We start from the raw sequence: 13,379 nt of genomic DNA on the forward strand, positions 1-13,379 counted from the left end.
GCGGTCCTGGGAAGGACCGCCCCCACGTGGTGTGCCGTCGGGCCGTCAGGCGTCGAGCGGCTTGGTCGCCGAGGACAGGATGTAGTCGACGTCCTCAAGTTCGCGCTTCAGCAGATCCGGGTTCGCCCACGCCTTCTGGAGCACGCGGTAGTAGAGCTTGCTGACGGTCTTCTTGAACTCGGGTTCGGCCATCTTGTTGGTGATGTAGGCGCGCCACGGCTCCCACACCTTCGGCTGGATGGTGCTGACGTCGACGTCCTCGAAGCCCGCCTCGCCCAGCTTGGTGGCGTAGACGTCGCGGTCGTGCCAGTTGCGCTCGTCGACGGTCCAGTTGAGCCAGCCGATCGCGTGGGACTTGATGTCCTCGCGCGGCCCCGCGTGCGGCATGGGCACGATGTCCGCCGTGGCCAGGACGCCGCCGGGACGCAGCACCCGGAAGGCCTCCTCGAAGAACTTCGTACGCGGCTGGTAGTGCATCGCCGACTCCAGCGAGACCACCCGGTCGAACGTGTTGTCCGGGAAGGGGATCTCGGTCGCGGAGGCGAGCTGGAACGTGAGCTTGTCGGTGACGCCCTCGCGCTCTGCCCGCGCACTGGCGTACTCGACGTGCTGCGGCGTGATGTTGATGCCGTTGATCCGCTTGGGCTGCCGGCTCTCCATCCAGTAGAAGTCCTGGTCGCCGTAGCCGAAGCCGCAGTCGAGCACGACGTCGCCGGCCTGCATCTTGGCGGCGTCGGCGAGGAGGCCGGCGAGCGCCTGCTGCGCGTCGTCGTACGTCTCCTTGCCGGTCTCCCAGTAGCCCTGGTTGAAGTACGTGCTGTTCTCGGTCATGAGATGACCGGGGGGGTACATCTCGTAGATGCTCTGGACCTTCTTCGTCCAGTCCTTCGCCATCCGGAACTTGACGAGGGCGCCCAGCATGCGGACGTCTTCACGGAAGGATGCCTGCGGTCTTGCCATGGTTCGCTTTTCCTCCTGACCAAGCAGGCCGCAGGGTTTGGCGACGGCCGAGTTCTCTCACCGCGGCTCGTACTGACGGCCGTTCTGCGGGAAATGGGATGGCGAAATTCTCGTCGGTTCCGCTAGCAGTCACCTAAAGCGAACCTGAAAGTCCGCGGGTTAGCGCTGCTTTAGCCGGCGGCGGCACGATCGGCACCCCCTGTGTCGTGCCCAGGGCGTGTCCCGGGGGTCAGGCTGTGCGAGATCCACGAGGCGCGCATCACAGCGGTGCGCGGGAGAGGAGCGGGATGGACTGCCCGAGCATTCACATCCTGGCGGTCAGGACCGCCCTGCCCGGTCCCCCGGTCGACAACGCGGCGCTGGCGCGCCGGCTCGGCACGGGCGACGCCTGGGTGCGGTGGGCCGAGACGGGTGTGGGGGTCCGTTCCCGCCATCTGGCCCGCGACCTGGAGTCCGGTGCGATCACCCACACGCTGGCGGACCTCGGCACCGAGGCGGCGCGGGACGCGCTGGCGGCGGCCGGGGTGGCGCCCGCGGACGTGGACCTGATGGTGATGGGGTCGAGCATGCCGGACATGCTGATGCCCGCGACCGTCAACGTCGTCGCGGACCGCATCGGCGTCAACGAGGTGCCGACGTACCAGCTCCAGGGCGGGTGCGCCGCGTTCGTGCAGGCGCTCCAGATCGCGGTGCGCAGGCTGTCGAGCGGCGAGGCCCGTACGGCGCTGGTGCTGGGCGGCGACACCTGGGTCAAGCACGTCGACCCGAGCAGCGACGTCAAGCGCCTGTCCCCCGCCGAGCTGACGACCGTGGCGCTCGCGGGCGACGGCGCGGGGTGCGCGGTGCTGAGCGTGGAGCCGCGGCCGGGCGCGCCGGTGCTCCGCGGCGTCGACTCGCGGCTGGCGGGCGGCCCGCCGGCCCAGACCCTGGAGTGGTTCGGCGCGCACGCCGACACCGGGCAGCCTGCGGTCACCGACGACCGTGCGGCCGTCGAGGAGCGGGTGCCGGAGCTGGCCGCCGAGGCGTGGCGGGAGCTGCTGGACGGGGCCGGGTGGAAGGACTCCGACGTGGACGTCGTCCTGCCGCCGCAGCATTCGGGCCGGGTCACGGACCGGGTGACGGCGGCGCTGGACCTGGCCGGGGTGCGCAGCGTCAGCCGGGTGGAGGAGGCCGGTAACTGCGGCAACGCCCTGATGCTGCTGCAACTGGAGGAAGCGCTGGCCGGGTTGTCCGGCGGCGGGCGCGCGGTGGGCCTCATGGTCGAGGCGACCGAGTGGGTGCGCGGCGGGATCGCCGTGGAGGTGCCGTGAGCGAGCCGGTACGGGCCGTCGTCCTCGGCGGCAGCGTCGCCGGCCTGCTGGCCGCGGCGGCGCTGGCGCCGTACGTGGACGAGGTCACCGTCGTCGAACGGGACCGGGTGCCGCTGGACGTGCCCGGATCCCGTACGGGCGTGCCGCAGGCCGACCACGCGCACGTGCTGTGGTCCGGCGGGGTGCGGGCCGTGGAGGAGCTGCTGCCGGGGACGACGGAGCGGGTGCTCGCGGCGGGCGGGCGGCGGGTCGCGGTGCAGCAGGACATGCTGCTGATGTCGGCGGCGGGCTGGAGCGAGCGCTTCCCCGAGACGCAGTTCATGCTCACGTGCAGCCGCCCGCTGCTGGAGTGGGTGCTGCGCCGCGGGGTGCTGGCGCTCCCGAACGTGACCCTGCTGGACGGCACCGTCGCCGCCGGCCTGTCCGGTGACGCGGAGGCCGTGGACGGCGTGCTGCTGCGCCCACGGGACCCCGACGCCGCCGGGGGCGTCCCGGAGGGCGGGGAGCGGCTGGCCGCCGCGCTCGTCGTGGACGCCACGGGACGCGGCTCGGCGCTGCGGAGCTGGCTGGGCGGCTTCGGGCTGCCGGCGGCCGGGGAGGAGTCGGTGGACTCCGGCCTCACGTACACCACGCGGATCTTCCGCGCTCCCGGGGATGCCGCCGGTACGTTCCCGGTGGTGAGCCTGTACGCGGACCACCGGACGGGCAAGCCGGCGCGCAACGGCCTCGTGGTGCCCATCGAGGGCGAGCGCTGGATGGTGTCGCTGTCGGGGAGCCGCGGCGCCCGGCCGGCCGCCGACGCCGAAGGGTTCGCGGCGTTCGCGCGCAGCCTGCGGCACCCGCTGGTGTCCCGGATGGTGGCCGCGGCGGAGCCGCTGACCGATCCCCGTACCACCCGCAGCACCCGCAACCGGCGGCTGCGCTACGAGCGTATGGCGGCCTGGCCCGCCGGGCTGCTGGTCGTCGGGGACGCGATGTCCGCGCTCAACCCGGCCTACGGACACGGCATGACGGCCGCGGCGCGCGCCGCGCAGGCGCTGCGCGCGGAGCTGTCGGCGCACGGCCCGGCGCCGGAGCGGGCGCACCAGGCAGTGGCCGCGGTCAGCGCGGCGGTGGACGACCCGTGGCAGTGGGCGACGTCGCAGGACGTGCGCTTCCCCGACTGCCGGATCGTCTCGGAGGACGCCGGGCTGGCCGAACGGGCGGCGGCGCGCGCCGGGTTCGCGGACCTGCTCCAGCTCGCCGCCTCCCGCGACGCGGGGGTCAACGCGGCGATGACCGGTGTGATGTCGATGTCGGAGCCGATGTCGGGTCTGGAGGATCCACAGGTGCTCGACGCGGTGCGCGCGGCGGCGTCCTCGGGCGCGAAGCCGCTCCCGCAGCCACGGCTGAGCGGCGCGGACCTGGCGGCGCTGCGCAGGCCGGCGCGTACGGCCGTACGGGGCTGACCCGTAGGCCCGTACGACCGATCGGCAGACCTGGCCGATGAGGGCGAGAAACGCGAAGGGGCCCGGCCGATCGGCCGGGCCCCTTCCTCTTACGTGACCGTCAGGCGGCTGCCTCGCCGAACCAGCGGCGCAGCTCGGACTCCAGGCCGTCGGTGCCGGTCTCGGCGGTCGCGGCCCAGGCCACGAACCCGTCCGGGCGGACCAGCAGCGCCACGGCGCCCACGCCCTCGGCCGGGGCGAGGGAGACGCGGTCCAGGTGCCCGTCGCGGCCTTCGGTCGCGGGCAGTCCCGCCGAGCCGCCGGTGAGGTCCACCAGTGCGCCGCGTCCGGCCTTCAGCGCCTCCGCCAGGGCGGTGGGCTTGCCGTCCGCGGTGCGTACCAGCTCGTTGGGCACGGGGCGGCCCAGCAGCGGGTGCGCGTCGTCCTTCTCGGCGCCGTCGACGGCGTAGCGGACGTCGGTCACCGTGGTGATGAGGTGCCGGTTGACCTCCGGCAGCTTCACCAGGTCGGTGAAGAGCTGCCGCAGCACGTCGAAGTGCTCGCCCTGGGTGAGCAGCGAGAGCTGCGACTGCGTGAACACGCAGGCCCGGTGGCCGACGGGGCGGCGCTCCTCGTCGTAGGTGTCGAGCAGGGCGTCGGTGGCGCGGCCGGCGAGGACCGCGGCGAGCTTCCAGCCGAGGTTGGCGGCGTCGTGCAGGCCGGTGTTGAGGCCGTGGCCGGCGAAGGCGACGTGCAGGTGGGCGGCGTCGCCGACGACGAACACGCGGCCGTCGCGGTAGTTCTCCGCCTCGCGGGTGCGGTAGCTGTAGCGGTGCAGCCACTGGACCTCGCCGAGGACCGGGGTGCGGCCGGTGATGCGCTCGGTGCTGGCGATCACCTCGTCGAGGGAGACGGGCTGGTCGGCCGGCGGCACGTCCAGCCCCTCGTGGAACTCCAGCGTCATGATGCGGGAGGGCCCGCCCTCGTGGGGCGAGCGGATGACGGCGAACTGCCCACCGGGGTAGTTGCCCGCGTGCCACTCGCCCTCGACGGACGCGATGTCGGCGAGGAGCCCGTACCAGCGCGGCCCGGTCTCGCGGACGTCGAAGTCCGCGAGCTTCAGCACCGCGCTGTCGGCGCCGTCGGCGCCGACGAGGTAGGCGGCCTGAAGCTCGTACGCGCCGTCGTCGCCCTCGACGGTCACGGTGACGCCGTCCGCGTCCTGGGTGAGCCCGGTGAGGGTGTGGCCACGGCGGATGTCGACGCCCAGGGACGCGGCGTGGGCCTCCAGCATCTGCTCGGTGTACTGCTGCGGCAGGAGCAGCGAGTACTCGTCCTCCATGTAGGGCTCAAGGTCGAGCCAGTAGCTCGCGAAGTGCAGCCGCGGCCAGAGCGGCGGCTTGCCCGCGCGCAGGGTGTCCATGATGCCGCGCTGGTCGAACAGGTCGGCGGTACGGGCGTGCAGCGTGCCGCCGATCGTGTGCTCGTTCGCCTTCGGCGAGCGTTCGAGGACGACGGCCTCCACCCCTGCCAGCCGCAGCTCGCTGGCGAGGAACAGGCCGACGGGGCCTGCTCCTGCGATGACGACGGTGCCAGTCAAGTGAGTCTCCATTCCAAGGTCTTCCACGCGCCGCTCGGGGCGGTCAGCGTGTGGCTGCGGCGAGTCGGCCGTGCAGGAGCGCGGCGAGACCAGCCGGGGTCGGGTGGTCGTAGACGACGACCGTGGACAGGGTGAGCCGGGTGGCGGCGTTGAGGCGGGTGCAGAGCTGGAGGGCGGAGAACGACGAGAAGCCGATCTCGGTGAGGTTGTCCTCCGGGTCGATCTCCGCGGCCCCGCCCAGGCCGAGGACGTCGGCGGCGCTGACCCGCACCAGGTCGAGGAGTACGGCGCGGGCCGCGGCGTCGTCGGCGGCCTCCGCGAGCCGGGCGTCGAGCCGTTCGGCCTCGGCGTCCGGGTCGGCGCCGGGGGCGCCGGGTGCGGTGGCGGCGGGCGCGGGGAGGACGTCGCGCAGCAGGGCGCGCTGGGCGTCGCCCTGGGCGGCGGCGAACCGGGGCCAGTCGGCGTCGGCGACGACGGTGGTGTCGGCGCCGGCCGCGGGCAGCCGGCCGAGTACGTCCATGGCGGGCCCGGGCGCCAGCGGGCGCAGCCCGGGAGACGCCGGGCCGGGCTCGTCGGACCCGTCGGCGTGGGGGGCGAGGCAGACGGCGGCGGCGGGCAGCCCGGCCGCCCGGCGGGCGTCCACCAGCGCGGTCAACGCGGCGTGGGCGGGGGCCTGTTCGCCGCCGCCGGCCAGGGCGAGGACGCCGGGGAGCCCGGCCAGCACGACGAACGCCGCCAGGTCGCCTTCGCGGGTCAGCTCGTCCAGGAGCCGGGCGGTGGCCAGGGCGGTGTACGGGTCCGCCTGCGCGGCGCCGGCGGCGTGGACGACGGCGGCGGGCGGGGCCTCGGCCAGCAGGGCGGCCAGAGCGGCGCGGTCGCCGCCGGGGTCGGGCCGTACGGTGACGTCCACTCCGGTCCCGGCCAGCCCGTCGGGTGCGCGGTCGGCCAGGAGGACGAGGTGCTTGGCGCCGTTGCGGGCGAGCCAGCGGGCGGCGTGTGCGCCGTACGGGGTGTCGGCGCCGGTGACGAGGACGGTCCCGGAGGGCCGCCACGGGGCGGGCCCGGCGGCGTCGGCGGGCAGCGGGGCGAGGCGGCGGGCGTGGAAGCCCGCGGCGCGCAGGGCGAGTTGGCGTTCGGCGGCCGGGGCGTTCTCCCGGACGGCGGCGGTCAGGAAGCCGGCGAGGCGGCGGGCGCCCGTGTCGTCCAGGTCCTCGGGCAGGTCGACGACGCCGCCGCTCCAGCCGGAGACCTCCACGGCCGCGCCGTGCAGCACGGCGGCGGCCGGGGCCTGCGCGGGGCGCGGGGTGTCGGAGTCCTCGACGGTGACGGCGCCCCGGCTCAGGCCCCACACCGGTACCGGCCGGCCAGCGGCGGCCACGGCGCGTACCAGGGTGGCGGTCAGGGCCGTACCCGCGGACACGGGGTGTTCGGGGTGCGGGCGTTCGTCCAGGGCGAGGAGGGAGAGCACGGCGGTGACCGGGTCCCCGGCCAGGCGGGCGCGGATCTCCTCGACCGTACGCTCCGGGGCCGCCTCGGAATCGACGGCCAGAACGTCGATGTTCAGCCCGGCGGCGGTGAGGGCGCCGGTCACCGTGTCGGCCGCGGGCGTACGGCCCGAGGGGGCGGGGACGACGGCGAGCCAGGTGCCGGGGGCGGTGGGCGCCGGCTCCTGGCCGGTCCGGGCGACGGGGTCCCAGCGCAGCCGGTAGCCGCTGCGGCGGGCGCGCCGCCAGTCGGTGAGGGCCGGCAGCAGACCGGCGAGCTGGGCGCGCTGGGTCTCGTCGGCGTGCAGGGCGGCGGCCAGTTGCTCCAGGTCGCCGCTCTCGACGGCGTCCCAGAAGGGCGCGTCGGCGGAGCCGGACGCGCGCGGCTTGGCGCCCTCGGGCGGGTCGACCCACAGCCGGCGGCTCTGGAAGGCGTAGGTCGGCAGCGGTACGAGCGCGCCGCGGGCGTTGCGGGTGAGCGGGAGGGTGTCCTCCGCCCCGTCGTCGGCGCCAGCCGACTCCTCGGCGCTAGGGGCGGCGGGTGCGTCCAGCTCCAGCCGGGCGCCGCCCGCGTGCAGCCGGGCCAGCGCCTTGGTGAAGGAGGTGGCCTCCCGCTCGCCGGGCCGCAGGGCGGCGGCGAGCACGGCGCCGCCGGCGCTCTGCGCCGCGCCGGTCGCCAGGCAGTCGTGGGTAAGCCCGGTCAGGGTGCCGTCCGGCCCCAGCTCCAGGTAGAAGCGGACGTCCTGCTGCGCGAGGTGGTTGACGGAGTCGGCGAACCGCACGGTGCGCCGTACGTGGTCGGCCCAGTAGCGCGGGGAGGCGGCCTCGTCGGCGTCGAGGACCTTGCCGGTGAGGTTGGAGACGACGGGGATCTTCGGCGGCCGGAACGTGAGCCGCGAGACGGCCTCGGTGAACTCCGCGAGCATCGGCTCCATCAGCGGGGAGTGGAAGGCGTGGCTGACCCTGAGCTGCTTGTGCTTGTGGCCCCACACCTCCCAGAAGGCGCGGATCTCCTCCACGGCGGCCGCCTCGCCCGAGATGACCGTGGTGGTGGGCGTGTTGACGGAGGCGATGCCGACCTGGTGCTCGCGGCCCTCCAGCATGGGCAGCAACTGCTCCTCGGCGACCTGGAGCGCCACCATCGCGCCGCCCTCGGGCAGCGCCTCCATCAGCCGGCCGCGGGCGGCCACGAAGGCGCAGGCGTCGGGCAGGTCGAGCATCCCGGCGACGTGCGCGGCGCTCAGCTCGCCCACCGAGTGGCCGAGGAGGAAGTCGGCCCGTACGCCGAAGGATTCGGCGAGCCGGTACAGCGCGACCTCGACGGCGAAGAGGGCGGGCTGCGTGACGCCGGTGCGGTCCAGCAGGGCGGCCGCGTCGCTGCCGGGGTCGGCGAAGACGAGGTCGCGCAGCGGCCGGTCCAGGTGGGGGGCGAAGCCGGCGCACACGTCGTCGAAGGCGGCGGCGAAGACCGGGTACCGCTCGTACAGCTCGCGTCCCATGCCGGCGCGCTGGGAGCCCTGGCCGGTGAAGAGCACGGCGGTACGGCCCGCGCGTGCCCGGCCGGTAACGGCCGCGGTGCCGCCGTCGGCGACGGCCCGCAGCGCGGCGAGGACGTCCGTGCGGCTCTCGCCCACGGCGGCGCCGCGGTGGTCGAGGGTGGCGCGGCTGGTGGCCAGGGTGTGGGCCACGTCGGGCAGCGGCAGCTCCGGGTGGCTCTCCAGGTGGCGGTGGACGCGGTCGGCCTGGGCGCGCAGCGCCGCGGGGGAATGGCCGGAGACGCGCAGCACCACCGGTCCCCGCGGCTCGGGCGCGGGCGCGGCCGGTTCGGCGGCGGGCGGCTCCTCGATGACGACGTGGGCGTTGGTGCCGCTCATGCCGAACGAGGACACGCCGGCCCGGCGCGGGCGTTCGCCGTCGGCGGGCCACGGCAGGTCCTCGGTGAGGAGCGCGACGTCGCCGGCGCTCCAGTCGACGTGCGGGGTGGGCGCGTCGATGTGCAGGCTGCGGGGCAGTACGCCGTGCCGCATCGCCAGCATCATCTTCATCAGCCCGGCCGCCCCGGCCGCCGCCTGGGTGTGGCCGAGGTTGGACTTCACGGAGCCCAGCCGCAGCGGCCGGCCCGGGGGGCGGCCCTGCCCGTACGTGGCGAGGATCGCCTGCGCCTCGATCGGGTCGCCGAGGGTCGTGCCGGTGCCGTGCGCCTCGACGGCGTCGACGTCGGCGGACGTCAGGCCCGCCGAGGCGAGGGCCTGGCGGATGACGCGCTGCTGGGAGGGGCCGTTGGGCGCGGTGAGGCCGTTGGAGGCGCCGTCCTGGTTGACGGCGGAGCCGCGCAGCACGGCGAGGACGCGGTGGCCGTTGCGGCGGGCGTCGCTGAGCCGCTCGACCAGCAGCAGCCCGGAGCCCTCCGCCCAGCCGGTGCCGTCGGCGGCGGCGGCGAACGGCTTGCACCGGCCGTTCGGCGCAAGCCCCCGCTGGCGGCTGAACTCCACGAAGATGCCGGGCCCGCACATGACGGTGGCGCCGCCGGCGAGCGCGAGGGAGCACTCCCCCGCCCGCAGCGCCTGCGCCGCCAGGTGCAGGGCGACCAGGGAGGAGGAGCAGGCGGTGTCGACGGTGACGGCGGGGCCTTCGAGGCCGAAGGAGTACGCGACCCGGCCGGAGGCGATGCTCGGCGCGCTGCCGATGCTGATGTGGCCCTCGTAGCCCTCCAGCGCCTTGCTGACCTGGGTGGCGTAGTCGCTGTACATGACGCCGGCGAAGACGCCGGTGTCGCTGCCGCGCAGGGAGGTGGGGTCGATGCCCGCGTCCTCGAACGTCTCCCATGCGGTCTCCAGCAGCAGCCGGTGCTGGGGGTCGGTGGCGGCGGCCTCGCGGGGCGTCATCTCGAACGCCTCGGGGTCGAAGTGCGCGGCGTCGTAGAGGAATCCGCCCTCCTTGACGTACGTGTGGCCGGGCCGGTCGGGGTCGGGGTCGTAGAGCCCTTCGACGTCCCAGCCCCGGTCCCGGGGGAACCCGGAGACGGCGTCGCCGCCGGCGGACAGCAGCCGCCACAGGTCCCCGGGGGAACGGACCCCGCCGGGCAGCCGGCAGCCCATGCCGACGATCGCCACGGGCTCGTGGCGGCCGGACTCGGCGTCGGCGAGGCGCTGCCGTGTCTCGTGCAGGTCGGCGGTGACCCACTTGAGATAGTCCAGGAGCTTTTCCTCGTTGGCCATCGCGCTGATCCCCTCAGCTCCTCGACACGTCGGGCTCGGCGGCCATGCTCACCAAGCGGGCTAAAGCCCCACTAACCCGTCACTCTTCGCGCTTGCGCGCGGGCCGGGCGCGCGCAAGGTGCGCGGCCCGGCCCGGTGACCGTCGCGTGCTCCGGTCCCGGCGGCGGCGGCGGGCGGCCGGCGGCCCCGCGGTCAGCGGCCGGTGCTCACCGGCAGCACCCGCGGGCCGATCAGCCGCAGGTTGTCGTGCCACTCGGCGCCCGGCAGCACCTTCAGCCCCGGGAAGCGGCCGTACAGCCCCTCCAGGGCGATGCGGATCTCCAGCCGGGCCAGGGCGGCGCCGATGCAGAAGTGCACGCCGCGGCTGAAGCCGATGTGCGGGTTGGGGTCGCGGGTGATGTCGAAGCGCTCCGGGTCGGTGAAGCGGCGCTCGTCGTGGTTGGCGGACAGCAGCCAGGCGACGACCAACTGCCCCTCGGGGATGGTCTCCCCGCCCAGCTCCACCTCGCGGGTGGTGACCCGGAACGCCTGGCTCAGCGGCGGGTAGTAGCGGATCGTCTCCTCGATGGCGCCGGGAATCAGCTTCAGGTCGGCGCCGAGGGCGGCCCGCTGCTCGGGGTTGGCGTCCAGGGCGAGGACGGCGCTGGCGATCACGGAGGTCGCGGTGACGTGCCCGGCCATCAGGAGCAGCCCGGCGAAGTTCGCGATCTCCTCCTCGTCCAGCCGGTCGCCGTCGATCTCCGCCTGGGTGAGCTTGCTCAGCAGGTCGTCGCCGGGGTTCTGCTGCCGCTCGCGGGCGTGCTTGCTGAAGTACTCGGTCTGCTCGCGCAGGGCGTCCATGACGTTCTCGTCCTTGAGGACGTCGGTGACCGCGCTCGTCGTGGAGGCGCGCGCCTGGGCCCACTTGTGGAACAGCGAGCGGTCCTCGGCGGGCACGCCGAGGAGTTCGGCGATGGTGATGACCGGGAGGGTGTACGCGAAGTCGGCGATCAGGTCGAACTCGGCCCGGTCGCCCAGCTCGTCGAGCAGTTCCTCGGTGATGGCCTCCATCCGGGCGCCCAGCTCGCGTACGGTGCGCGGGGTGAACGCCTGGCTGACCAGGCCCCGGAGCCGGTTGTGCTCCGGCGGGTCCATGAAGCCGAGGTTGGCGCGGTTGACGGTGCCGAGCGGCATCACGCGGTCCAGCTCCGCCGAGTACGTGGAGGCGTCGGTGAGCACCTCCGCCACGTCGTCGTAGCGCAGGATCTGCCACGTCTTGGTGTCGTCGTCGAAGAGGACGCTCTTGAAGGCGCGCCCCATGGCGAGCTTGCCCATCAGGGCCGCGACGGGGTCGGGCGACTCGGCTCCCGGCGCGCCAGGTGTGGTTTCTTCAGCCATTTCTCACTCCGTACCGAATTCTTGTACGCGGCGGCGGGAAGGGACAGCGTGACGGCTGAACCAGGGGGAAACGCCTGACGCATAACTCTCGCCGCGGCCCGGACCGGGCCCAGCATAAGTCGGTGCAGGAGCACAGAGACAGCCCCGAATCGCCTTTACCCAGCGGACCTTAACCGCGCGCAAGCCCGGCTTTAGCGCGACTGATCAACATGGATATTCGGCGCTTTCTGCATTCTGCGTCGACGGTTATCCGTTTCTTTGTCGCGGTCCAGCAGCCGGGAGGTCTTCGGATGGGTGCCCCCCACAACGATGCCCAGGTCTACGTCCACGGGGTGGGCACGGCGCTGCCCGGCTCCCCGGTGACCAACGAGGACATCGCCGCCCACTACGGCATGCCGACGGTGTGGCGGCAGTGGGTGGACGAGTTCATCGGGACCCGCAGCCGGCATCTCGCCGTCGACCTGGCCTCCGGGAAGATCACGCACACGCTCACCGACCTCGGCGAGACCGCCGCGCGCGGCGCCCTCGCGGACGCCGGGCTGGCGGCCGGCGACGTCGACGTGGTGGTGATGAGCACCGCGACCCCCGACCACCTGGCGCCGGCCACCGGCAGCCGGGTCGCCGCGCGGCTCGGCATCACCGGCGTGCCCGTCTTCCAGTTGCAGTCCGGCTGCACCGGCGCCGTACAGGCACTGGAGGTCACGCAAGACCTGCTGGGCAGCGGCGCGTACCGTACGGCCCTCGTCATCGGCGGCGACACCAGCGCCAAGCACACCAGCCCCGACGTGGACGCCGCCAGCGTGCCGCTGGAGGTGCAGGTCAACGGGCTGATCTTCGGGGACGGGGTGGGCGCCGCGGTGCTCGGCACGAACCCCGTCGAGGGCCGCCCCGTGCTGCGGCACGTACACACCCGCCTCGTCGGCGCCGGCCGCGAACCCGGCCAGACGGTCTACTGGTTCGGCCGGGCCTCCACCGCCGACGGCGTGCCCGCCGCCGAGGACTACAAGACCATCGAGAACGCGGCCGCGCCCATGGCCGCCGACGCACTCAAGCACATGCTGCACGCGCTGGACTGGGAGGGCGGGCGACTGCACTACCTGCTGCCGCCGCAGCTCTCCTCGCGGATGACCGGCCGCACCCTCGACCACCTGGGTCTGACGGACACCGAGGCCATCAGCCGGGTCACCGAGATCGGCAACACCGGCAACGCGATCCCCTACTTCCAGCTCGAACTGCTGCTGCCCCGGCTGCGCCCCGGCGACCGCGCCGTCGGCGTGAGCATCGAGGCCAGCAAGTGGATCAGGTCCGGCTACGCACTGGAGCAGCCGGCCTGACCGGCCCGAGTGGAACCGCCCGAGAGAAGGAACCGTCCGCATGACGATCGACCCGAAGACCCCGCTCACCCACAACCCCGTCATCGACGGGCTCGTCGCGTCCTGGCGCCAGATCGTGGACGCCGAGTACACCCCGCAGGACGCGCAGTTGCCGAACCTGGCCGTGCTGGCGCGGAGCACGGCGCGTGCCGTCGCGGCGGCGGTGCCGCGGCCGCTCGCGGAGGTCGCCGCGCCGGACGCCCCCGACGAGCCGGGCGAGTCGGTGCTGCTGGAGAAGGTCATCCAGGAGGTGGCCGACCGCGAGTACACGCCGCTGAGCCCCGACGGGCCCAGCGTCGGCGACCTCGTGCTGGTGACGGAGAAGATCTACAACTCCGACCGCGAGGAGATCGGCGCCGACACCGGCCGGCTGCGGATCATCCGCAAGGACCCGGAGACCGGCCACCACTTCACGGTCTCCCTGGTCTCCTCCGAGGTGCAGGGCAACAAGCTCTTCGGCTTCGGCTACACCGAGATGGAGACGCAGCTCTCCGGCGGCCGCACCACCATCCGCGTCGCCTGCTACGAGGGCCCGTGGGCCGGGATGAGCGGCGACCTGTCGTGGGTGATCAGCTCCATGACCGCCGCCGAGTCCCGCTACGAGCTGCACCGCTGACCCGCGGGGTACGC

At 74.1% G+C, this 13,379-nt stretch carries 7 protein-coding genes and 1 pseudogene; 4 read left to right on the forward strand and 4 right to left on the reverse strand.

All coding sequences use genetic code 11. From position 1 onward, the window contains the following. Positions 1 to 45 precede the first annotated feature (45 nt). Entirely contained in the window at positions 46 to 960 is a 915-nt protein-coding gene (locus QBL21_RS17870) for a methyltransferase domain-containing protein (RefSeq protein ID WP_407563202.1), read from the reverse strand. Positions 961 to 1,247: 287 nt separating this feature from the next. On the opposite strand from QBL21_RS17870, the gene QBL21_RS17875 reads away from it, so the two are divergent. Both QBL21_RS17875 and QBL21_RS17880 read left to right on the forward strand, forming a co-directional pair. Beyond that, complete coding sequence (locus QBL21_RS17875; protein ID WP_407563203.1) at positions 1,248 to 2,270, forward strand: 3-oxoacyl-ACP synthase III family protein; 1,023 nt, start codon at positions 1,248 to 1,250, stop codon at positions 2,268 to 2,270. Next, complete coding sequence (locus QBL21_RS17880) at positions 2,267 to 3,718, forward strand: FAD-dependent monooxygenase (RefSeq protein WP_407563204.1); 1,452 nt, start codon at positions 2,267 to 2,269, stop codon at positions 3,716 to 3,718. Before QBL21_RS17875 ends, QBL21_RS17880 begins: the two co-directional genes overlap by 4 nt. A gap of 100 nt (positions 3,719 to 3,818) precedes the next feature. On the opposite strand, the gene QBL21_RS17885 is transcribed toward QBL21_RS17880, so the two are convergent. The 3 genes and pseudogenes from QBL21_RS17885 to QBL21_RS17895 form a co-directional block, all read right to left on the reverse strand. After that, complete coding sequence (locus QBL21_RS17885; protein ID WP_407563205.1) at positions 3,819 to 5,297, reverse strand: FAD-dependent monooxygenase; 1,479 nt, start codon at positions 5,295 to 5,297, stop codon at positions 3,819 to 3,821. Positions 5,298 to 5,340: 43 nt separating this feature from the next. Further along, positions 5,341 to 9,957: pseudogene (locus QBL21_RS17890) on the reverse strand (type I polyketide synthase); the annotation flags it as partial. Between the two features lie 234 nt (positions 9,958 to 10,191). Beyond that, a complete protein-coding gene (locus QBL21_RS17895; protein ID WP_407563206.1) occupies positions 10,192 to 11,376 on the reverse strand; it encodes a cytochrome P450 in 1,185 nt (394 codons plus the stop codon). Positions 11,377 to 11,666: 290 nt separating this feature from the next. On the opposite strand from QBL21_RS17895, the gene QBL21_RS17900 reads away from it, so the two are divergent. Both QBL21_RS17900 and QBL21_RS17905 read left to right on the forward strand, forming a co-directional pair. Beyond that, positions 11,667 to 12,710, forward strand: a complete 1,044-nt coding sequence (locus QBL21_RS17900; protein ID WP_407563207.1) for a 3-oxoacyl-ACP synthase III family protein — start codon at positions 11,667 to 11,669, stop codon at positions 12,708 to 12,710. A 40-nt stretch (positions 12,711 to 12,750) separates the two neighbouring features. Next, positions 12,751 to 13,365, forward strand: a complete 615-nt coding sequence (locus QBL21_RS17905; protein WP_407563208.1) for an allene oxide cyclase barrel-like domain-containing protein — start codon at positions 12,751 to 12,753, stop codon at positions 13,363 to 13,365. The last annotated feature ends 14 nt before the right edge of the window (positions 13,366 to 13,379 follow it).

It is taken from the genome of Streptomyces sp. 184 (genome assembly GCF_045781775.1).
Classification (GTDB): Bacteria; Actinomycetota; Actinomycetes; order Streptomycetales; family Streptomycetaceae; genus Streptomyces.

Bases quoted from the DNA above. Each gene is read 5' to 3' on its own strand.
- QBL21_RS17870 (WP_407563202.1), bottom strand. From the start codon at position 960: ATGGCAAGACCGCAGGCATCCTTCCGTGAAGACGTCCGCATGCTGGGC.
- QBL21_RS17875 (WP_407563203.1), top strand. From the start codon at position 1,248: ATGGACTGCCCGAGCATTCACATCCTGGCGGTCAGGACCGCCCTGCCC.
- QBL21_RS17895 (WP_407563206.1), bottom strand. From the start codon at position 11,376: ATGGCTGAAGAAACCACACCTGGCGCGCCGGGAGCCGAGTCGCCCGAC.
- QBL21_RS17900 (WP_407563207.1), top strand. From the start codon at position 11,667: ATGGGTGCCCCCCACAACGATGCCCAGGTCTACGTCCACGGGGTGGGC.
- QBL21_RS17905 (WP_407563208.1), top strand. From the start codon at position 12,751: ATGACGATCGACCCGAAGACCCCGCTCACCCACAACCCCGTCATCGAC.